At 62.4% G+C, this 20,056-nt stretch carries 15 protein-coding genes and 1 tRNA gene; 1 reads left to right on the top strand and 15 read right to left on the bottom strand.

From position 1 onward, the window contains the following. Positions 1-150 precede the first annotated feature (150 nt). The 12 genes from AC2FMD_RS08480 to AC2FMD_RS08535 all read right to left on the bottom strand — a co-directional run bounded on the left by AC2FMD_RS08480 (position 151) and on the right by AC2FMD_RS08535 (position 16,080). A complete protein-coding gene (locus AC2FMD_RS08480; protein ID WP_496713007.1) occupies positions 151-1,257 on the bottom strand; it encodes a peptidoglycan-binding protein LysM in 1,107 nt (368 codons plus the stop codon). 45 nt (positions 1,258-1,302) lie between these two features. Beyond that, complete coding sequence (locus tag AC2FMD_RS08485) at positions 1,303-2,565, bottom strand: substrate-binding periplasmic protein (protein WP_496794920.1); 1,263 nt, start codon at positions 2,563-2,565, stop codon at positions 1,303-1,305. A gap of 22 nt (positions 2,566-2,587) precedes the next feature. After that, positions 2,588-3,373, bottom strand: a complete 786-nt coding sequence (locus tag AC2FMD_RS08490; protein ID WP_496713008.1) for a PP2C family protein-serine/threonine phosphatase — start codon at positions 3,371-3,373, stop codon at positions 2,588-2,590. A gap of 3 nt (positions 3,374-3,376) precedes the next feature. Further along, positions 3,377-4,369, bottom strand: a complete 993-nt coding sequence (locus tag AC2FMD_RS08495) for an FHA domain-containing protein (RefSeq protein WP_496742651.1) — start codon at positions 4,367-4,369, stop codon at positions 3,377-3,379. A gap of 203 nt (positions 4,370-4,572) precedes the next feature. Beyond that, a complete protein-coding gene (locus AC2FMD_RS08500; protein ID WP_496742650.1) occupies positions 4,573-6,747 on the bottom strand; it encodes a serine/threonine protein kinase in 2,175 nt (724 codons plus the stop codon). A 339-nt stretch (positions 6,748-7,086) separates the two neighbouring features. Beyond that, complete coding sequence (locus tag AC2FMD_RS08505) at positions 7,087-8,367, bottom strand: dynamin family protein (RefSeq protein WP_496794921.1); 1,281 nt, start codon at positions 8,365-8,367, stop codon at positions 7,087-7,089. Further along, entirely contained in the window at positions 8,364-10,406 is a 2,043-nt protein-coding gene (locus tag AC2FMD_RS08510; protein WP_496742648.1) for a dynamin family protein, read from the bottom strand. Before AC2FMD_RS08510 ends, AC2FMD_RS08505 begins: the two co-directional genes overlap by 4 nt. A 69-nt stretch (positions 10,407-10,475) precedes the next feature. After that, the gene (locus tag AC2FMD_RS08515) at positions 10,476-11,339 is read right to left on the bottom strand and encodes a hypothetical protein (RefSeq protein WP_496742647.1); all 864 of its coding nucleotides are present in this window, start codon (positions 11,337-11,339) and stop codon (positions 10,476-10,478) included. A 23-nt stretch (positions 11,340-11,362) separates the two neighbouring features. Beyond that, positions 11,363-11,764 carry a hypothetical protein gene (locus AC2FMD_RS08520; RefSeq protein WP_496684595.1) on the bottom strand — a complete coding sequence of 134 codons (402 nt, stop codon included), beginning with the start codon at positions 11,762-11,764 and terminating at the stop codon, positions 11,363-11,365. A gap of 124 nt (positions 11,765-11,888) precedes the next feature. Further along, positions 11,889-13,547 (bottom strand): dynamin family protein, encoded by a 1,659-nt coding sequence (locus AC2FMD_RS08525; protein WP_496794922.1) that lies wholly within the window; start codon positions 13,545-13,547, stop codon positions 11,889-11,891. Positions 13,548-13,552: 5 nt separating this feature from the next. Then, positions 13,553-15,565 carry a dynamin family protein gene (locus AC2FMD_RS08530; protein ID WP_496742645.1) on the bottom strand — a complete coding sequence of 671 codons (2,013 nt, stop codon included), beginning with the start codon at positions 15,563-15,565 and terminating at the stop codon, positions 13,553-13,555. Between the two features lie 2 nt (positions 15,566-15,567). Beyond that, on the bottom strand, positions 15,568-16,080 hold the full coding sequence (locus AC2FMD_RS08535) for a hypothetical protein (RefSeq protein WP_496713022.1): 513 nt from the start codon (positions 16,078-16,080) through the stop codon (positions 15,568-15,570). Between the two features lie 511 nt (positions 16,081-16,591). On the opposite strand from AC2FMD_RS08535, the gene AC2FMD_RS08540 reads away from it, so the two are divergent. Further along, positions 16,592-16,676: transfer RNA gene (locus AC2FMD_RS08540), tRNA-Leu, on the top strand. Between the two features lie 169 nt (positions 16,677-16,845). On the opposite strand, the gene AC2FMD_RS08545 is transcribed toward AC2FMD_RS08540, so the two are convergent. The 3 genes from AC2FMD_RS08545 to AC2FMD_RS08555 are packed head-to-tail and all read right to left on the bottom strand — an operon-like array spanning position 16,846 to position 20,055. Then, a complete protein-coding gene (locus AC2FMD_RS08545; protein WP_496682715.1) occupies positions 16,846-17,760 on the bottom strand; it encodes a F0F1 ATP synthase subunit gamma in 915 nt (304 codons plus the stop codon). Then, positions 17,744-19,297, bottom strand: coding sequence for a F0F1 ATP synthase subunit alpha (locus AC2FMD_RS08550; protein ID WP_496794923.1), 1,554 nt, complete (start codon positions 19,295-19,297; stop codon positions 17,744-17,746). The genes AC2FMD_RS08545 and AC2FMD_RS08550 overlap by 17 nt, the downstream gene beginning before the upstream one ends. Beyond that, a complete protein-coding gene (locus AC2FMD_RS08555; protein WP_496794924.1) occupies positions 19,294-20,055 on the bottom strand; it encodes a F0F1 ATP synthase subunit B family protein in 762 nt (253 codons plus the stop codon). The genes AC2FMD_RS08550 and AC2FMD_RS08555 overlap by 4 nt, the downstream gene beginning before the upstream one ends. Position 20,056 lies beyond the last annotated feature (1 nt).

Raw genomic sequence — 20,056 nt, forward strand, 5'->3', positions numbered from 1 at the left:
AGGCCCGTCGGGGCTGCACCACTCACTCAGAAAACGGCCAGCATTTGGGGTGCTGGCCGTTTTTCTTGTGGATATGGCCTGTGACGGGCGCCGACAAAAAAAGAGGGCCGGTCGCAAGACCGGCCCCAAGATTTTCGCGCAACCGAGGGATCAGTTCGACGCGGCGTTCATCTTTTCGTTGTGCTCACGCAGCGTGTCCGAAACGATGGCGTACCATTCGCCCGACTCGCGCATTTCATTCAGGCCCTTGTTCAGCATCGCGATGTATTGTTTGCCGAACGGGTTGCTGCGATGCGCGATGATGCGCTGGCTGGCAATGGTGTTCACGAAGGGGTTTTCCACGATGTCCTTCGGTGTCAGGCCCATTTCGCTCATGGCATCCGCCGCCAGCTGAACCTCGAAGGATGCAACGTCGGCGGTACCGGTCAGAACGGCGTCCAGGCACTCAGCGGCGCTGATCGGGCGGACCATTGTGATGTTCGGCTCGAAAACGCCCTGTTCTTCGAGGTCGTGGGTGAACCAGGCATCCATCCGGCACAGCCGCGCGCCTTTGAAGTCTTCGAAAGAACGGGCCTCGGCGTATTTGCTGTCGGGCAGGGTGTAGAAACCGATAACCACGTCATACACGCTGACGGTCGAGTCGAACTCATTACAGCGACGGGTTGTCTCCGCCGACCATTCATAGCTGCGGTTCGAGCAGTCCGGGATGTACCAGCCAAGACCTACGTCGAACGCGCCCAGCGGCAGCAGCGTGTCCAGGTGCGAACCCCAATCGTTCACGAAGCTTACCGAATGCTCGCGACTGTTGCCGCCACGGCTGAGCGCGGTCGAGGCCAGACGCACCAGAATGCCACCACCCGACAAGCTCTCGTCAGAGAAGGGTGCATAGTTGCCGCCGGCAAGAATCTTGACGGGGGGTTCATAGACGTTCGACGCCTTGTTGTTCGCGTTGCGGGCTTCCTCGGCGGCGATCAGGTCCTGTGCGCTCAGGCCGTTGGGCAGGCTGCCGTCCTCACAGGGCAGGGCCAGCACGACGCCCGGCTCAAGGTTCGAGGGATTCGAGATGATGTTGCGGTTTGCGTTGAAGATCGGCTGGTAGTTCGACGTGCCGTAGGCCGCGATCGAGATGGTTGCCAGCGTGTCGCCATCCTGAACCGTATAGTTCGAGCAGGCTTCCTGAGCTGCGGCTGCGCTGGCGCTCAGGGCGGTGATTGCAGTGGCCGCAACCACCAGTTTCTTCAGGTTGATTTCAAACATGTCCACTTCCTCCAGACTTTTGTTTTATCAGGCCTTTTCGGGGCCTTATCCGTTTTCCATTTGGTACCGCAGGGCCTCGGACACGATGTCGCGCCATTCGCCCGATTGCTGCATGATCGCCAGACCCTGATTCAGAGTCTCAAGGATCGCTTCCCCATCCGGGTTGTCCTTGTGGGTCATGACATTGAGCGGTTTGATCGCCGCAAGGTTGGGGTTTTCGACAAGTTGATGTTCGTAGCCCAGCCGCTTGATCGCATCGGTGGCCAGGTGCGCCTCGATAGCTACGATATCGGCGCTTCCGTCCATGGCGGCGCGGAAACAGTCATCTGGGTCGACCGGGCGCATCAGGGTGATCGCGGGTTCATACAGGCCCACCGCATCCATGTGGGTCGTTGACCATCCTTCAGGACGGCAGATAGTTGCGCCCGCGAAATCGGCATAGCTGAGCGTGGTCTCGTAGCCCGAGCCATCCTTGGCAAAGAACGTGTCCACCACCTCGTAGAACGGGTTCGAGAAGTTGTAGGTCTCGCACCGGTTCCTGTCGCTTTCCGACAGGGCTTCGGCCTCGTCGCAGTTGGGGCGCGACCAGGGGAAGGTGGCGTCGAAGGCGAGGGTCGGCATCAGCAGGTCGAGATGCGAAGACCAGTCGTTCACGAACTGGATCTTGTAGGCCTGTTCAGGCGCGGCTCGCAGGAAGGCGGTTTCGACCAGATGCGTGTATAGCCCGCGATGGGGCAGGGACTCGTCGGTGAAGGGCGCATAGTTGCCGCCGGTGATCAGCAGCAGCTGACGGTCGCGGATGGCCGGGCGCTCGGCCGTGCCGGCGTCGCGGATCAGCGCGGCAGCCTCGGCGCGGGCGGCTTCAATTTCTTGTTTCGCGGCCGTCTTGGCGGCAATCACCGCCTCTTCGCTGGCCTTTTTGGCTTCGGCCTCAGCGGCGGCGACGCGGGCCTCGGCCTCGGCGATGGCCTTGGCAGCGCGCTCTTCGGCGGCCTTGACCAGTTCGGCGGCCATCTCGGCGGCCATGCGCTCGGCCTCGGTCTCGGGCTGGGGTGCGGCCCGGCCGACATCTTCGAGACAGGGCATCTTGAGAATGTCACCCACGCGGATGATGTTCGGATTCGAGCCGATCACCTCGCGGTTGGCGTCATAGATGATGCGGAAGTCTTCGGTTGCATAGACTTCGATCGCCAGTGCCCGCAGGCTGTCGCCGCGCTGGATCTCGTAGTCCGAGCAGGCCTCTTGCGCCGAGGCTGCTCCTGCGGCTGCCGCAAGGGCCAGGCTGGATATTAGGAATGTCTTTTTCATGGGTCCTGTTGGGTTGCTCTTGTTATTGTCCGGTCGCTTTCACGACGGCGATCGAAATGTTATCCTGGTCGGGATCGGCCTTGGCGATCAGGGCCTGCAGAAGGCTGTCGGCAATGTCCTGGGAAGGCGCGTCGGCGTTGTCCTGCAGAGTCGCGCTGATTTCGTCGTCGGTCAGGTACTGCAGCCCGTCGCTGCCCAGAACCACGATATCCTCGGGGTCCAGTTCCAGCGCCTGTTCGGGGCAGTCCACCTTGGGGATCGCCGCGCCCATGATGACCGAGGTCAGCTGGTTGCGGTCGGGGTGGGCCTGGGCTTCGGCCGGCGACAGATGCCCCTGTGCGACACGGGCGTCGATTTCGGGCGCCATCGAGTGATCTTCGTTGATCTGGGTCAGGGCCCCGTCGCGGAACAGGTAGAGTGGGCTGTCGCCGATCGAGATCCAGAACAGCCGGTTGCGCAGCAGCAGAACGCCCAGAAGGGTCGACCCCATGTTGAAGCCTGCCGGCTGATCTTCGCCGTAGCCCGCCACCGTCGCATTGGCCTGCATGGCGGCCAGGGGCAGGGCGTCTTGCAATTCGCTTTCGGTCGGTTCGCGACTGTCCAGAGCGGCATCCAGAACCGAGCGCCAGGCCTTGATCACGAGGTCCGAGGCGACCTCGCCGGCCGCGTGACCGCCCATGCCGTCGGCCACCACCACGTAGCCGGCATTGGCCGCGTCAAAGACACGTGCCGCGATCGCGTCCTCCTGCGAGTCGCGCCGGCCCTGATCCAGGATCAGCGCAATGTCATATGACGGAGTCGCCAGCATTCGTTATGCGTCCCGCCAGTCGAAGTTTTCGTCGCAGAAGGCGACGAACCGCAGGGACGTTTCGCTGATGCGGATCAGGTCGCCGCTGGCCAGCGGTACGGTACTCAGAACCGGCTTGCCGTTCAGGCGCACCAGGTTGGCCTTGCCTCCATGGCCCAAATAGCATTTCCGGTCTTCCGGATCATAGGCGATGAACGCATGGTTCGAGCGCGAAATGCCGGTGTCGCCGAAATCGAGCTGGATCGCCTGATCGTCGTTGCGGCCGATCTGCATCAGCCCTTCCTTCAGGGTGATGCTGGCGCCACGGCCTGGGCCGCCAGTGACGACCAGCCAGCCAACCGGGAAGGTCTCGGCGGCAGTCTCGGCCTTGCGGATCGGTTCGGCGGTTTCGATCAGATCCTGAACATGGGTGTCCGGCCGCTCGAAGCCCAGGAAGGTGGTCTTGACCCGCGCGCGGCGGTCCTGTTGGGCTACGTCGGGTGCCGCCGTCATAGCTGCGGTTGCGGTGGCCGCGATCGTAGCAGGCTCGGGCGCTGCGACGGGCGGTTCGGGGGACTCTTCCAGCGCCGACGTCTCTGGCTCGGGCGCCTCGGCAACCGCTTCCTCGGCGCTGTCCGCCTCGATCGAAGCTGTCTCGGGTTCAGGCTCGGGCTGAGCCAAACGCAGGGTCACGACCGGCTCGGGTTCGGGCTCGGCCGCTTCGGGCTGCGACGGGGCTTCCTTGGCCGCCTCGGTGACCGGTTCTTCCTCGTCGTCAAACTCGGGCATCTTGTCCTCGGGGAGCAGCTCGTCGCTTTCCTCGAAGCCTTCGGTGTTCAGGCTGCCGCCACCCAGAGCCTGCCGAAGCGCGTTGAAATCCGCGATCGGCTGAGGTTTCTCGTCGGGCGCAGCCTCGGGTTCTGTCTGCGTGGCTTCGGCCGTATCGGTGGCTTCGGCTTCCTTGGTCTTGCCGGCACCTTCGAGAAGCCGGCTGAGGGGGCTTTTGTATTTGAACATGGTGTCGACACCTTTTGACTTCTTGCACGGACTGGATGGGTCCGTGGGGCTGCGAAAAACCTCTGCGCACGGGCAGGGCACTGATGATCGGGGAAACCAGAAAATCTTTACGCTCCGCGACGGGCCGGATCCCGTCAGGGTGGCGCAAAACCGATGCCACCCTCAGCCAAACACGCTGGCGGGTTCGGGACTTGTCGGTCAGGTCATTCCGCCTGCTCCTGTGTCAAGGGCATCAGGGCGGTGGTCTCGGCGCCGTTGCGCGATACCGTCAGCTTTGCCTCGGGCTGGCCATCGGCCACCAGTTCGGAAATCACCCGGTCCAGGCTGTCGGACTCGGTGATCTCGGTGCCGGTGTGGATTTCGCGCAGCAGGATGTCGCCTTCCTGCAAGGATCCAGCCCCTTCGATCGGCGCTTCGCTCACGATGGTCTGCCAACCCGTGTCGCCACCGACACGGGCGGTGAAACCATACCCGTTGATCAACCCGAAGTTGCGGATCGCGGGTAGGGCCAGCAGGCCGTTCTCGGGCCGGGTCTTGCCTGGTGCCCGGTACCGGGCGGCCACGCGGACATAGCCGTCGGGGTCGATCTGAAGGTTGTTCAGCACCTGCGTCGCCAGGGGTGCGTCGTCCTGAATAGGCTCGCCGTTCAGGGTGTAGATGACCGCGCCGCGTGCGACCCAATCGCCAATGACCGACAGGTCCCGGCCCTGTTCAACACCGGTGATCGCGATCGCGCTGCCGGTAGAACCGCGCCGCGTGGCGGTTGAGAACGGGACTTCGACATCCCAATGGGCAAAGCCGAACTGGTTCTGGGCCAGCTTGACCGGTGCGGTCGGGGCAGGGGTCTCGGGCGCCGCAGCCGTGAGTTTTTCGACGACTGGATCTGCCGTTTGGGCTGGCTCGGCCAGGGGCTGCTCGACAGGCTGGTCCTGCGCTTCTGGTGTTGCCGCGGTTTCTTCCGGCCCGCGATTTCCCACACCGTCGGTCGGCGGGGTTTCGAGGGCGGTGTCCGGTTCGGGGTCTGATTCGATGGGTGCGGGTGCTTCCGGCGTGATTTCGGGTGTCGCCGCCGCGACGGTCGTATCCGCCTGAACGGCGGATACGGCACCGTCGGGTGCCGTGCCGTCCTTGTTCATCCAGACATAGCCGCCGCCGGCAGCCAGGGCTGCCAGAACCGCCAGGCCGACGATCAGTTTGCCGCTGCCGCTCGAGCTTTTCTGAACGACGGTGTCGACCGTCGGGGCCGTATCACCCACGGACCCCGAGGCAGCCGCCTCGTCGTTCTTGGTCGGGCCAAGAGCCAGATCGGAATTGCCGGCCAGCAGGGCGGTCACGACCGCTTCGGCATTGTCGGCCTCGGCCTTGATGCGGGCCTTTTCTGCCTCGTCATCTTCGCGGTCCAGCGCGACGATGACCGAGACCGGACGATAATCGAAGTTGTCGAACACGACGCTGGGACCGCGGAACATGCGCAGCCAGTCCAGAGCTGATTGCAGGCGATCGGTGGCGTGAAGCTCCATCGCTTTGTCGATCGCCTCGAGGAACCCTTCGGGATAGCCCTGGAACCGGCCGGTCAGCGGGACATACGGGTCCGGCTGGCCGTTGTTGAAGGCGTTCAGGCGGGTCTGCCCGTCGATGGGCCGTTCGCCGCTGATCGCGTGGTACAGCGTGGCGCCCAGCACATACAGATCGCTGCTAGGTCCCTGTTCCGATCCGCGTACATAGAATTCATGCGGGGAATAGCCGTCCTTGATGACCCGCAGGGTCAGCAGGGCGGCGGACTTGTTGGCGGCCTGTTCCCGCGCGGCCCCGAAATCGATCAGGATCGGTTCGCCATGTTCGTCGATCAGGATGTTGTCGGGCGAGATGTCGCGGTGCAGCATGCCGCTTTGGTGAATGAACGACACCGCAGACAGCATCTTCTCGGTGACCTGCACGATAAAATCTGGGCCGCTCTCGGTCTTGGGGTCTTCGATGTAATCCAGCAGGTCGCAGCCGCGGATCAGGTCCATCGCGATATAGGCGGTGTCGTTGTCCTCGAACACCTGATGAACATCAACGATGTTCGGGTGCACCAGCCGCGCGTGGTTGCGGGCCTCTTGGATGAACAGATCGATGATGGCGCGCAAATCGTCCTTGAAGGCGGGGTCGTTGGGTTCGACCAGATCGCTGTTCCGGCGGCACAGCGCCCCCGGATAGCATTCCTTGATGACCACGTCGCGATCCAGGCTGTCACGGGCCAGGTAGGTAATCCCGAACCCGCCATTGCTGAGAAATTCCAGTATTTCATACTGGCCGCGCAGCAGCTTCGCGCCGGGTTGCAGCCCTTGGATCTGTGGTTCGTCGTGCGAGGCGCCGACCGCGTGGTTGTGATTCATTTTTCCCGCCCATGAGTTCAATTCTTGCGGCCTACAAAAACCGGACAAACTGCCCTTGCACTCACAACCAAAAACAACCGCAGGACACTTGAGAACGGTTAGACGGTTCAAATTTGACTTTATTGGGGCCGCCGCATGGCTTCACTATGGATCGACCCGCAGGGCGATCTGTATCTTGTGTGTTATCTGAGGAAATATGCTATATATTGGAAAATGGTGTAGTCTGACCATTGTCAGTCCGCTGGTCGCGACCGGCATGGTCGACGGATTCGAAACAATGGTTGGCAGAGTCCAGGCGCTCGATTCGCCGCTGAGCGGCGCAATCCGGGCGCGAAGAGTTCAGGTGCCGGTGCGGGGCGCGGCCGTGGCGACCTTGCTGCCGGCCCAGGCCAGATTGTCGCTGAGCTGCGCCAGTATGCTGACCGCATCCTTCAGCCGGGTCTCGCCGGTTTCGAACTGAAGCAGCAGCAACAGGTCCGTGGCCTTCTCGAACTCGGTCGGGATCCAGTCGGCCTCGGGGTCGATCTCGGACCCGGAGTCTAGGCGTTCGGCAAAATCTTCGACGATTTCCCGGCAGCTTTCCAGGAAGGCGCCGGGGTCGATGTCCGAGCTGTCGCGCAGGTCCTCGTAGATGCTGGCGATGGCGGCCAGCCAGTCTTCGAGGATCGGATTGGACAGCGGCGGCAGCGCCGATTCCAGGCTGGGCTGGACGGTGCGCGAGTCGGGGGTTTCTGGTTCGTCTCCCTTGAGGGTCTCCAGAAACGGCAGATAATCCTGTTTCAGGTCGCGGCGTGCGGCCTCCAAGTCGGATTTGCGCCGGTCCGAGGCGATTTCCAGCATCTGTTCAGCCAGTTTCTGGCCGCCGCAGGTCTCCCACAAGGCGAAATCGGGTTCGGGCTCTTGGGCCATGGCGCGCACGGCGACCGGTGTTCCGATCGGGACGATGGCCCGGAACATGCCGGTCTTCTGTTTTTCCAGCCGGGCCAACACGCGGTCCAGGGCGTCGCGCACCGGCGGCAAGTCGGCATGGGTCACGGCCAGCAGGCTGTTCGCCCGCAGGGTTTCCGGCACCTGTGCCCACAGGTGGTGTTCGGTCTCGCGCCAGGCGTTGGTGCCGTTGGTGCACCAGATCGCGCAATCGACGAACTTTAGCAGGTCCAGCGTTTGCTTGTAGCTGTCATCCAGGGAACCCGATCCGGGCAGGTCGAACAACGAGATTTCGCGCAGGGCCGGGGTGTTCAGCCCGACCGATATGAAATCGGGGTTATCGGCTGCCGCCTTTTCAAGGACGATGCCGGAGTAGGTCTTGGGTTCCTTGTCCCACCAGCCGACGGTGGTTTCCGGCGCGTCGGCATAGGCCACGATCACCAGCGGCAGTTTCAGATGCTGCGGGCCGGTGGGCAGAATGTCGGCCCCGGCCAGCATGTTGGCCAAGCTGGATTTGCCGGCGCCGAATTCTCCGGCGAACCCGATCGACACTGCGGTCGACAACCGTTCGGCATGGGCCTGCGCGCGTGCGCGCATATCCTCGAGCCGGTCCGTCGCGGGCAGCGACTCGGTGGCGCTGAGAAAGCGCTCGAGCTGTCGGACCTCGTGTTCGGTAGAGGGAAATTCGATCACTCTGCGGCCTCCGGTTGTCGTTCGTTGCCGTGTTCGATGTCAAAGACCAATTGCAGCTGGTCCGCGATGGCCCGCGCGCGGTCCAGCTCGATCTGGGCCTGACCGCGTTCCGAGTTTTTGCCAGATGCGGCGCGGTTTTCAAGATGACCCGCCAGCAAGGCCAGAAAATGATCTAGTACCGTGTTCAACCGCTCCAGCAGATCGTCGCGGGCGGTGTCGATCAGGTCGTCGCCGATCAGCTGGAATTCCTGCACGATCATGCGCTCGGCCCGGGACACGACCGATTTGCGGGAAATCAGCCGCGACAGCCAGTTCACCCGCAGCTCGACCGTGATCCCGCGGGTCAGGGCCGAGGTGTCGGGTCGGTACCAGCGCACCGCGCTGGTGTTCATGCGGCTGTCGGCCGGCTCCTGCCAGCCGGGCAGGGCGCGCAGCGCGCCATTCGCCTGCATGTCGATCGAATAGAGTTCGCTGAGCATGCGCTGGCGGATCACCTGGGTCGCACCTTGGACCAGCTCGCGCATCCGTTCGCGCAGGGGGACAAAGTTCAATTCGGTCGCGTCGCCCTTGGCCAACAGCGGGGATTGCCCGTTGGGGCCGAATACCACATCGGCGACCGCCTCGGCCACGGTGTCGTCCATCACCCCACGCAGATTGGCCAGTATGTCGTCCATCTCGCGGGTAATTTCGACGATCTGGTCCGCCACGGTTTTGCGCAGATGGGTCAGTGTCTTGTCGTTCTCCGCGGCGCTTTCGGTCTGGCACCGGCCGTCTTCGTCCAGTGCGCGCAAGCGCGCTTTGCCGCGTTCCAGCGCCCCTTCGGCAAAACTGTTGAGATGCTGCCACGCCATGCGCAGCTGTTCCTCGCGCTTGCCTTCGGCCAGCGCGGTGGTGACGTGGCGACGCAGATCCGGCAGGCCCGACGCGATCATCGCGGCATAGCGCAGGACCGCTTCGCGGCTGATCGGGGCGGGGGCCTGCTTCAGCTTCTGAACGCCTTCCAGATACTGCTGCATCTGATCGGGATGGGCGCGCAGCCAGGCCAGAACCTTGTCATGGTTCACCTGGGATTCGTCGCCGGTCAGCGCATAATGCGCCCATTGGGCGCTGCCCATCAGCACGTCGATATTGGTCTTTCCCAACGCCTTTTGCAGGCCGTCCAGCACGTCAGCGCGAACCTTCGCGGCATCTTCGGCACCGCCGTTCAATTCGTCGACGCGGTTGATGAATACCACGATCTGACCCAGTTCCAGCGCCTGCATCAGGCGGAACAGTTTCAGATCGGCACGCGACAGTGCCTGATGCGCCGACAACACCACCACGAAGAAATCGCTTTCCTTGAGATACTGACGCGAGATCTCCTCGCGGATCAGCAGCGGGTCGTTCACCCCAGGCGTGTCGGTCACGGTCAGCGGAAACGGGAAATGGCCCCGTTCGAAATAGACATCGGCCTTGCGGGTGATGTCACTGTACAGACCCCGGTCCGAACCCGGATCATGTTCGGTCGCCTCGGTCGGATCCTCGCCGGCGCAGACATAGCGGGCAAGATCCTCGGAGGTCAGCTCTTCGAGGTCGTGGTGCTGGCCCAGCAACTGCTCGTAGCTGTCGCCCAGCCGCAGCCGGGCGCGGGTTTTCATCGCCTCGACCTGCTCTTCGATCATCTCGCGTTTGTAGCTGTCCTCGTCATCGGGGAACATGTTGCGCAATTCTTCGCCTTCGGCGATCAGGGCGCGCCACTGACGGTCGTCGAAAAAGTGGAACTGCGCCCCTTGGGTTCGCCCCGACGGGTGCCCGAAATGCATGTCGGTAATCACCGTCGTCCAGGGATTGACGTCCGAGGGCAGAAATTCGGCCTGTCCGGTGAATCCGTTGATCAGCCGGGATTTCCCTGCCTTGATCTGCCCGACAAAGGCGATCGAGGGTTTCAGGTTGGTCAGGTCATCAATGATCCGTGAAATGAAATGACGGGTCTCGTCATTGCTCATTTCGTTCAATTCGTTGGCGATCCGGATCAAGTCCCGGCGGTTGGATTCACTCATGACACTAACCTTGAAAACTGGCAAAAACGCGTGACGGTAAGGATTGATATGCAAAAAAGGGCCGGGTCGTCACGGATCCGCCCCCCGAAGCGATTTCCATAGCGCGACAACGGCCCCCAGCTTGCGCGCGTCGTGAATGGCGGCGGCATTGTCCTGACCGTCACGCAACAGGGCCAGCGCGGCCCCCTTGCCGCCCGATGGGCGCATGACGATCAGTTGCGGATGAGGCAGTTGCCCGCTTGCATCAGCATCCCAGCTGGCCAGGTCCTTTGCGAACCGGTCCAGCAAGCCGGCCGACGGGTGCAGGGGCTGGCCATCCGCGCAAAGGCCGTCATGCCGATGCGTGGATGCCGGGCCGCTTAGAAAGCGTCCCATCGCAAACCGCCCGGAACCTTCGAAAAAGGCGGCTGCAAGCCCTTCGCTATTAGGGGCCGGGTATGGGTCGTCCGCGACGGGTTCGGGGGCGGGTGTCTGCAAGACGGTCAGCCTAGGCTCATCTTCCGGCAACTCGATCGCCGCGCAGGCCGTCTTTATCTCGGTGAAAGTGATCCCGACATCGTCGGCCTCGGTCGGGCCGTAGGGTTGAAGGGACACCATCTGAATCGGATCGCCCGCAAGGGCGAGGTCCGACACCAGTCGTGCCAGCTTCCGCACGATGGTTTCACGCGCTTCGGTCGCGAAATCGGGAAGCTCGCCGGTGCTGGTCCGGTAGACATCGGTAATGCGCGAGCTGTTCAGTTCAAGCGCCAGACGCGTTCCGTCAGGGGCGGTGAACTCGGCGCGGCGGGGCAGTACGGTACCCCGGATCGCCTGCAGGATCAGACTGCGCCGCGCGGCCGGTGTTTCCGCCGTCAGGTCGACCGCGGGCGACAGCCGTGGAGTCGCCCTGCGCCCGATGTTTTCGAGCATGTCGATGATCTCTGTCGCCGTCATTGCATCCGTCCTTGATATCCTTGCTAGACCGCCGCCGCCACCGGCCCGAGGCTCAGGTGCGATTTGGTCAGGGCCAGGCCGGTATTGGCGCTGGCGTGACAGATGTAGCAGACCACGTGTTCGGGGTACTCGCGCGTCCGCAGAAAGATGTGCAGCCGATCTTCTGAGAATACGGCGATTTCTCCGAACCCGGGGGTGTCGTTGTCTTGCAGGCCGGCCGATTCGAGCAGGTCCTGGAAGGCCTGTACACCGCGCCCCTGAAACAGGTTGGCAACGGCGATGGCCAGATTGTTCAGAACCTCGGCATCGGCATCATCCGTCGTTGATGCGCCCAGCAACATGCCCGTTTCCATATCGATATATCCGGCTGCGATACAGTCGGGGATAGTCTCCATGGCGCTGGTCAGGGCGGCCTCTATGCTCATCTAACGTCCTGTCAACCTTTCAAAAAACCGATGCGCAACGGGGTCTTCCCGTCGCGCAACCGATAGCATTCATCGTCCGGGCGGGAAACGGCTTTTTCCGATCCGCCCGGTTCGCGGGGTCGCGTCACGAGACCTGCCATTCAGCCCTGTCCTTGGGTTCGCTCATCACCGCTGGTGGGCTCTGCTGGCCACTGTGTTCGCGCGCGATCTGGTCGAATTCCTCCAGAAAAGCCTGAAAGACGGCGCGCAACCCAGCGGGATCCGACGGTAGTTCGGTGCCGTCGGAAATCTCGCGCCACATGGCGGACGCGCTCAGCGGCGTTCCGGCCGGGACGTCCAGCAAATGATCAAACGTTCGGGCCGGCCGCGGGTCGTCCGTGGTTCCGCCATTCGTCAGGGCATTCGATTCGGGCTCGGGCTCGTAACAGTCCGGGTCGGCGGCCTGTTGTTCGGACAGCAGGGCGGTGATCGAGGAAACCGAAACCTCGATATCCGCAGGTGCCGAGTCGGAATCTTCGGTCGGGGCGGCATCGGCCGGTGCGTCTGCGCGTAGCTTTTCCGACAGGGTCGTCACCACTTGGTCGGGGTCCTCTACCGAGTCGTCCTCGTCGGACAAGTCCGACGCTCCGTCGCTCAGATCGAATTCGTCCTCGAGTTCGAACCCCTCAAGGCGGGACGGCTCGAGATGGCGGCCGGTGATGTCCGCACGCGAGTCCTCGGGTTCACGGAACAACGAGCGCAGGTCATCGTCGTCTTCGCCCATGGGGGTCATCTCGGCTCGCATCCGCTCGGCATCCTCGGCGTCGATACGGGCGCGCTCGCCGTCTTCCTTGCGGCGCTCGACCCGGGCGGGCCGGACCGGGAAGGTCGCAATCACGTCGTCCGAGTTGCGAACCGCATCGAATCCGTCCTCGGCCCGCAGCGGGTCGCCCAGTTTCAGCGGAGCCTCGGGGGCGGGCACCTCCGGCACCGCAGTCGCGGCCGTCCGGGGCTCGCTGGCCGGGGCCAGTGTCCTGTCGATCTGGTAGCGGGTCAGCATTTCGGCGCGCTGATCCATGATCTGCTCGGTGATTTCGAGGAAGCTGTCGATCATCTTGCCGCCGCCGCTGCGGGCCCAAAGCTCGGCATCGCCGGTCTTGTCGCGCGCGATGATGGCGTCCTTGGCCGAAAACAGGACGGTGCGATTGAACAGGTGACCGGCTTCGCGGTTGACGCGGCGCAGCACCTTCTGGCGGTCTTTCTGGGTCAGGGCATCAGCGCGCGTGACCAGCAGCAGCGAGTTGTGCTGCAGGCGTTCAGGCAGCGACACCCAGGTGGCCCGTTCGGTTTCACGCCAGGCCTGGGTTGAATGCGTGCACCACAGAACCCCGTTGGCCTGACCCACGGCACGGCGCCAGACATCGGTGTCGATCTTGGGGTCGGAAATGCCGGGCGTGTCGATCAGGTCGACCGCCTCGAGGATGTCGGCCTCGAGAAAGATCCGGATGAACTGCGCGTCATTGACGCCGACATGGTTCAGTTGATCCAGGCCGATTTGCGTCTTGCTGCCGTCGTGGCCGTGCACATAGGCCGGACGGTTGCCCCAGCTGAACCAGACCGGCGGCAGCTGGGTGGCGGTGACCTGCGTGGGCAAGGTTTGCTTGCGCAGAAGAAAGTTCATCAGCGTCGACTTTCCGGCGCTGAATTCTCCCATCAGGGCAAACACCGGTTTGCGGCGGGACCACTGCTCGATGCGTTCCCATGCCTTCGGAGAGACGAAGCGGATCTGTGTATCTTTGGCCATTTTTCTTACGCTGCTTCGTTGCTGAGGTTCTTGAGGATGTCGCCCAGGATTTCATCGCGGGACTTTTTCGGCTCGATTCCGGCCAGCAGGGCGGCGTTGGGATTCTCGCCCTTGGTCGCGGATGGCGAGATGCTCAGCAGGGTTTCCTTCTGCTCGCGCATGAAATCGGTCAGCGTCGCCCGGACGTTTTCCAGAACCGCAGCGATCTGGGTCTCTTCCAGGTCCTTGGTGATCGAGTTCGCCTCGGACGCAATCAGGCGGGTATAATCGGCGGCGTAGGCTTCGAACCCCTTGCGCCGTTGCCACCACCTGCGCCACCAGGTGCTTTGAAGATCCAGCGCGATGGTGCGCCCGATGCCCAATGGGGGCGGCACGCGCGGCACGATCGGGGCCTCGATGTTGAATTCGCCCAAGTGGTTGCCCAGAATCTTGTGGTACAGCGCCTCGACATCTGCGGCAGCGGCGGAATACAGCGCGCCAGCCTCTTTGCGCATCGACCGGGCAAAGCTGAAATAGGCCGCCTTCTGCAGGGTGCGCAGGCCGGCCGGGTCATATTGCCAGGTGCCCTGCTCGCCGTTCTGTTCCAGATGGGCGATCAGCGAGTCGGTGGCGCGTTTGACGAAATTCGCCTCGGCCGAGGCCAGCCGTTCCAGCACCTTGTCGCGCAGTTTCGTGGTCAGCTCGGCGGCCCTCTGTTCGTAGTCCTCGCTCAGCTTGGCGATCGCCTCTTCGGGCGCGACGCCATCCAGGTCGCGCGCCAGCCCGTCACTGTCCGACAGGGATTTGGCCACCGACGTCGCCTGAATCTGGCTGGCGATGTTGCGTGCACGGTGGCGCACCCGGTCAAGCAGGCGGTGGCCCGCGCCTTCGGCGATGCGTTCGTTCATGGCCAGCAGCAGATCGGGCAGTCCCGACAGCGCCCAGATCTTGTCCAGCGAGGCCGCCTGATCGCCAAAGCCTGCGGCCAGATAGAACGTGTTCAGCGCCCGGCGCGAATCCTCGGTCAGAATGTCAGGATTGCCGGTCAGGGCGGCCTCGGCCCACAGGGCGCTGCCGAACACGACGCTGGTATTGGTGTCGACGCCGTTCTGTTTCAGCGTGTCCAGAATCCGGTCGCGGATCTCGGGCACCTGGCTGACCGGGTCGGTCAGTTCGTCGATGCGGTTGACGAACAGGATGATCTGGCGGTTCTCGAACTGGGCGATGATCCGCATCAAGGCCATGTCCATCGTCGTCAGAGCTTGGCTGGCCGCCAGCACGACGACGCAGACCTCGGACCCGCGCAGGCTGCGCAGGGTGACCTGCTCGCGTACCATGAAGGTGTCGTTGACGCCCGGCGTGTCGCACAGTTTCAGCGCGATCGGATATTGCGGAATGTCCATGTACAGTTCCGCCGATTTCGTCACGTCGGCAAAGCGACCAGTCTTGGGATTGATGTCGGGATCATCCTCGTCGCCCAGGCAGACATAGCGCTGGACCAGTTCCTCGTCGAAATAGTCGTACTGGTGGCTCTGGCCCAGGATCAGGTCGAAATGCTTGCCCAGCCGCTCTTCGGACTTGGCCTTCATCTGGGCGATCTGACGGCGGATGTCCTCCATCTCGTCATCGGCGCCGGCGCGGTTGGCCAGTTCGCCCAGACGGCCGCCACCCACCATCAGATTGTCCCATTCTTCCTGCTCGAAGAAGGTGAATTTCGATTTGTAGTCACCCGGCGCGCGGGTGTTGATGTTCAGCGTCGTCACCACCGAGGTCCACGGGTTCACGTCCGACGGCAGCAGGTTCGGGCGACCTGCCAGAATGTTCACGATCGAGGATTTCCCGGCCTTGACCTGACCCACGAAGGTGACGCTGGCGGTGAAGTTCTCGAGCCGGGTCCGAAGCGTGGACAGGCGCGCGGTCGAGCGCGCATCGGCCACCTCTGTCAGCTGGTCGATCTGGGTCGTCAGCGCGGACATGGCCTCGGTCATCGGTGCCAATGCCTCGTTTCCTACGGACAGAAGGTGGTCGTTTCGGGCCATTTTCAGCCTCCCGTTCCTGTTGCGGCGACGTCGGGTTGTGGGCGGGCGGCTACCGAGTCGCCGAAATTGTCGATGCGGGCGATGATTTCCAGCGCATTGCCGAGAATCTCCGCCTCGGTGCTGGGCGAGACTGACTTCAGGCTTTCGGCATCGGCCAGAATCTCGATGGACCTGAAGCGGTTCCCGTTCTCCAACCGCGCGACGCGGCGGCCGCTCGGAAACCCGCGCGCGCCTTCTGTGGGAAGCGGCATGCGGGCGTTGGCCAGCAGGTATTCGTCGCCCGCCTGGGTCTGCAGGGCGATGCCGAATCCGGTGTTCGGAAAGCGCCGGTTCAGAGTTCTGAGTTCGCCGGCAAAATTCTGTCGGGCAAGAAAGACGGTGTCTTCCTCGGTGGCGTATGAGCTCATGTGTTTGGTCACGGCTGAGACCCTTGTTCTGGAGTTGCGAGACACACTGGTAAATTGCCGGGCGGCGAAAAGACTCATTAACTCCTTGCTGAACAGAATTACCTTCAAGGCGGTCTTTGTTGGGCGCGATTGCGTTCTTTTAGCGCCTGAAATGTGGCGCAATTGTGGGTAGCCTCTGGTAAGGTGTTGCAACTTATAGAAGAATTGCGAAATTGGCCGAGACGCCCCGGCACGGCCGAACCGGAAGATCGCCAGACGGTTTGAGCGGGAACGCGCGCAGGGCCCGGCAGGAAGCTAAGGTTCCGAGAAGTCTTCAACTTTTGGATTCACCCGGAAGGCCTTCGTCGCCCCGGCAATGCTCGCCCCGACGTAAACCCAGGCGCGGGCGTTTGTTGGCTGGCGAGAGAGCGCCTGACATGCCTTTGTCTTGCGGCACAACGTATGGAGGTTCTTGCGATACGGTCACGATCCCGCGCACGATGGCCAAAATCAGGCCCTGCCTGACGCGCAGGTTTCCCGGCCGCGGGCCAAGCTCGGCGCGATGCGAAAAATTCCCTCTCGCACTTGCCGGGAAGCTTTGTTATCAGCCCAACAAGCCCGGCACGGCAGGTGCTGGCATGCGGGTGTGGCGAAATTGGTAGACGCACCAGATTTAGGTTCTGGCGCCGCAAGGCGTGGGGGTTCAAGTCCCTCCACCCGCACCATACTATCCCTTTGAAATCAAAGAAAAGCCTTGCAAACAAGGCCGTGTGACCGTTTGAAGGTCACAACTTTGGATACAATGGGTGTTCCGATGGCGGGCAAGATTCGTCAACTGGATGCAGAAGCCGGGAAAATAGGCCGGCGAGGTGCCTCGCCTTCCGTTATTGCGCATCAAGCTGGATCGGTCGGTATCTTGCGCCGCTTTCGGTTGCGTGCCTCAAAGCCGATCACCACGTCCATGAGCTCGGAGGTGATCTCAGCCTGCCGAAGCGTTCGGGTATCCGCCTTCAGCTCTTCGAGCCGATCGCCGATGGATTGTTCGGCCCGGTGCATAGCCGCCAGGCGGGTCGCGTTTTCAGTCACCAAAGCTTCTGCCGAGGCGCGAAATACGCCTGAAAAAATGTGGCTGCGGATCAGGGCGGCAAACAAATCGTCCGGTGGCATGGTGTAGGTCGGCAGGCTGCGGGATTGCCATGGCCGTTTCATCAATTGGTCAATCATCTCGGTGGAAAACGGCATGAAATGCTCGACTATGGGATCTTGCTGCCCATGGTCACTGCGCCGTGTATAGGCCAGTTTCACGGCAAGGCCGTCCGCTTCGCCATGTCGCATGATGTGGTCGAATCGCTCGACGATGGCGCTGGCAAGCCGCCCGATTCCGTCAGTTGAAGCTGGTGTCAGCATGACATCGTCGGCCCGAATGCCCCAGCCATTCAGGGCGTCGTTCATCTGGGCGCCAATGCACAAGATATAAGGTGCGGCTTGAGTATCCCCCCCAAGGGCGAGATGCCTGGCCAGCTCCGCAGCCACCCTTTCGTTGTAGGCACCACACAAACCATGGTCAGATCCGAAAACGACGATGGCCATGTTCTGCTGGGGCGGCGATGTCAGATCCATGCGACCCGTGCGGTGCAACAGGGCAGCGATTCCGTCAAGGACGGTTCGGTGGTAGGCGTCGATGGATTTTGCGGCCTGCTCATAAGGCGCCGAGTTCAAAACCGACAACGTCTTCATGATATGGACGATGCTACGAATGTTGCTCAGCGTTTCGGTCCTATGAAGCAGGGTTTCAAGAGTCTGCGGCATCCGAAGACCCCTTTGATGTACAGGCTTGCCTCGCCAGATTCAGCAACGCGGCTCGGTCGGCCTCGTTCAGCGGTTGGTCGATGGCGATGCGTTTCGACAGATCGTGCGGCGATTGCCGCAGGAACAGCCTCAGCCGGTCCATCGCGGCAAATGCCTCCGGGTCGGTCAGATGATCGTACACGCCCTCCAGTGCCGCCAAAAGAACTGCAACCTGCTCCAACACCGAAACCGGGTCGCGTTCGGGTTGTCTGAGGGCCCTGCGGACAGCCGCGCCTCGGGCCAGCCGGGCGCGCGTGGCGTCGTCAAGCCGCGTTCCGAAACGGACGAAATCTTCGAGCTCTTCGAACTGGGACAGCGTGACCCGCAGATTTCCGGCCACGTCGCGAAAGGCGGCAGACTGTGCCTTGCCGCCAACACGGGACACTGAAATACCCAGATCGACGGCCGGAAACTGATTCTTGCGGACCTGGCGTGGCGACAAGTAAATCTGGCCATCGGTGATCGAAATCAGGTTGGTCGGAATGTAGGCCGACAGGTTTTCGGCCTGCGTTTCAACGACCGGCAGAACCGTGATCGACCCGCCCCCCGCGGTGTCGGCAAAGTTGCCTGCGCGTTCCAGCAGACGGGCATGCAAATAGAAAATGTCGCCGGGAAAGGCTTCGCGGCCTGGCGGCCTGCGCAACAAAAGTGAAAGCTCGCGATAGGCGCGGGCATGATGGGTCAGGTCATCCATCACGATCAGCACATCATGCCCTTGCTCCGAGAAATGTTGCGCCATGGTCATGGCGGTGTACGGGGCCACATAAGCAAGTCCGGGAGGATCTTCGTCTCCGGCGGCAATGATGATCGTGTGCGCCATCGAGCCACCATCTTTCAGCGCACCGATGACCTTGGCCACCGCATCCCCGCGTTGTCCAATCGCGCAGTAGACGCAGAGCACCCCGTGTTGTTTCTGGTTCAGGATCGTGTCGATGGCGATCGAGGTCTTGCCGGTCTGGCGATCCCCGATGATAAGTTGGCGCTGCCCCAGGCCAATCGGGACGGCGGCGTCGATCACCTTGAGGCCCGTTGCCAAAGGCCGCCGGACCGCCTCGCGGTCAAGAATTGACGGAGCATCCGCTTCGACGGGCAATCTGAAATCGGAATCGACCGGCGGGCCATCGTCCAGCGGGGCACCCAACGCATCCACCACCCGACCCAGAAGCGCGGAACCCACTGGAACCGTCAGCACGCTGCGGGTGCGGCGCACGGCCTCACCGACCGAGACCTTGTCCGAACCACCAAACAGAACCACCCCGAGGCGGTCTGTTTCCAGGTCCAGAACAATTCCCGTTGCGCCCGAGGAGAACTGCAAAAGCTCATTGGCCAGCGCGTGGCTCATGCCGCGGACAACGGAAATGCCGTCTCCGACTTCGACGACCTGACCGATCTCGCTAACGACGGGCCGAGGCGATACCGTTTGCAGGGTCGCCACAAGCTGGTCGGCCAGCGAAACGGTCGGCTCGGAAGCCGGGAAAGCCGGGGGCGTCTGGGTCATTGTGCAGCCTTGCCCGCCTGCGTCTGGCGTAGTCCCTCGATCATAATCGTCTCCAGTTCACCTAGATAACTGTCGAGTGTCCATTCGATGCTGGTCGCTCCAACCTTGAGGACCAGCCCGAAGGGCTGGGTGGAGTCGACCTCAAAAATACACTTGGTTTCCGGCGCCAGTTTCTGAAGGTCGTCAGAAACTTTCTGTCTCAAACCTTCGGGCAGCGCTGAATGAGTCGTCACGGTGACCGGCCTGTCGTCTGCGATCGTCTTCCGTATCTCGTCGGCCATGGGCTGCAACTTTTTCACCGCGTGTGCCGCAATTCGTTCTTCTAAAGTCTCGTCTGCAAGATCCGACAGCGCTTTTCGCGTCAGATGAACCAGAACCCGGGCACCGGTTTCGCTGAGTTGACGGAGGAACCTTTGCTTCTCGACCGCCAGATGTTTTTCGAAATCACGCCGCTCTTGATCGATCCGATGGCGGGCCTCGGTAATCATGGCGTCGCGTTCGCGGGCGGCCTCGCGCCGCAGGTCTTCCGCCATTCTGGCCTGGCTGTTTTCCAGTTCAGACAACTTGGCATCATAGGCCGAGATCTCCGCCCGGGCATCCTCCATCAGACGATGGGCTTCCGACATTCGATCCGAGATCTCCTTTTCGCGGGCGTCGATGCCATCAAGGATTGGACGATAGAGAAACCGTTTGAGCAACCACAGCAGAACCAGGAAATTGGCGATCTGCGCCGCAACGGTCAGCCAATCGACAGACATG

Source organism: Ruegeria sp. BHSC276, assembly GCF_059612945.1.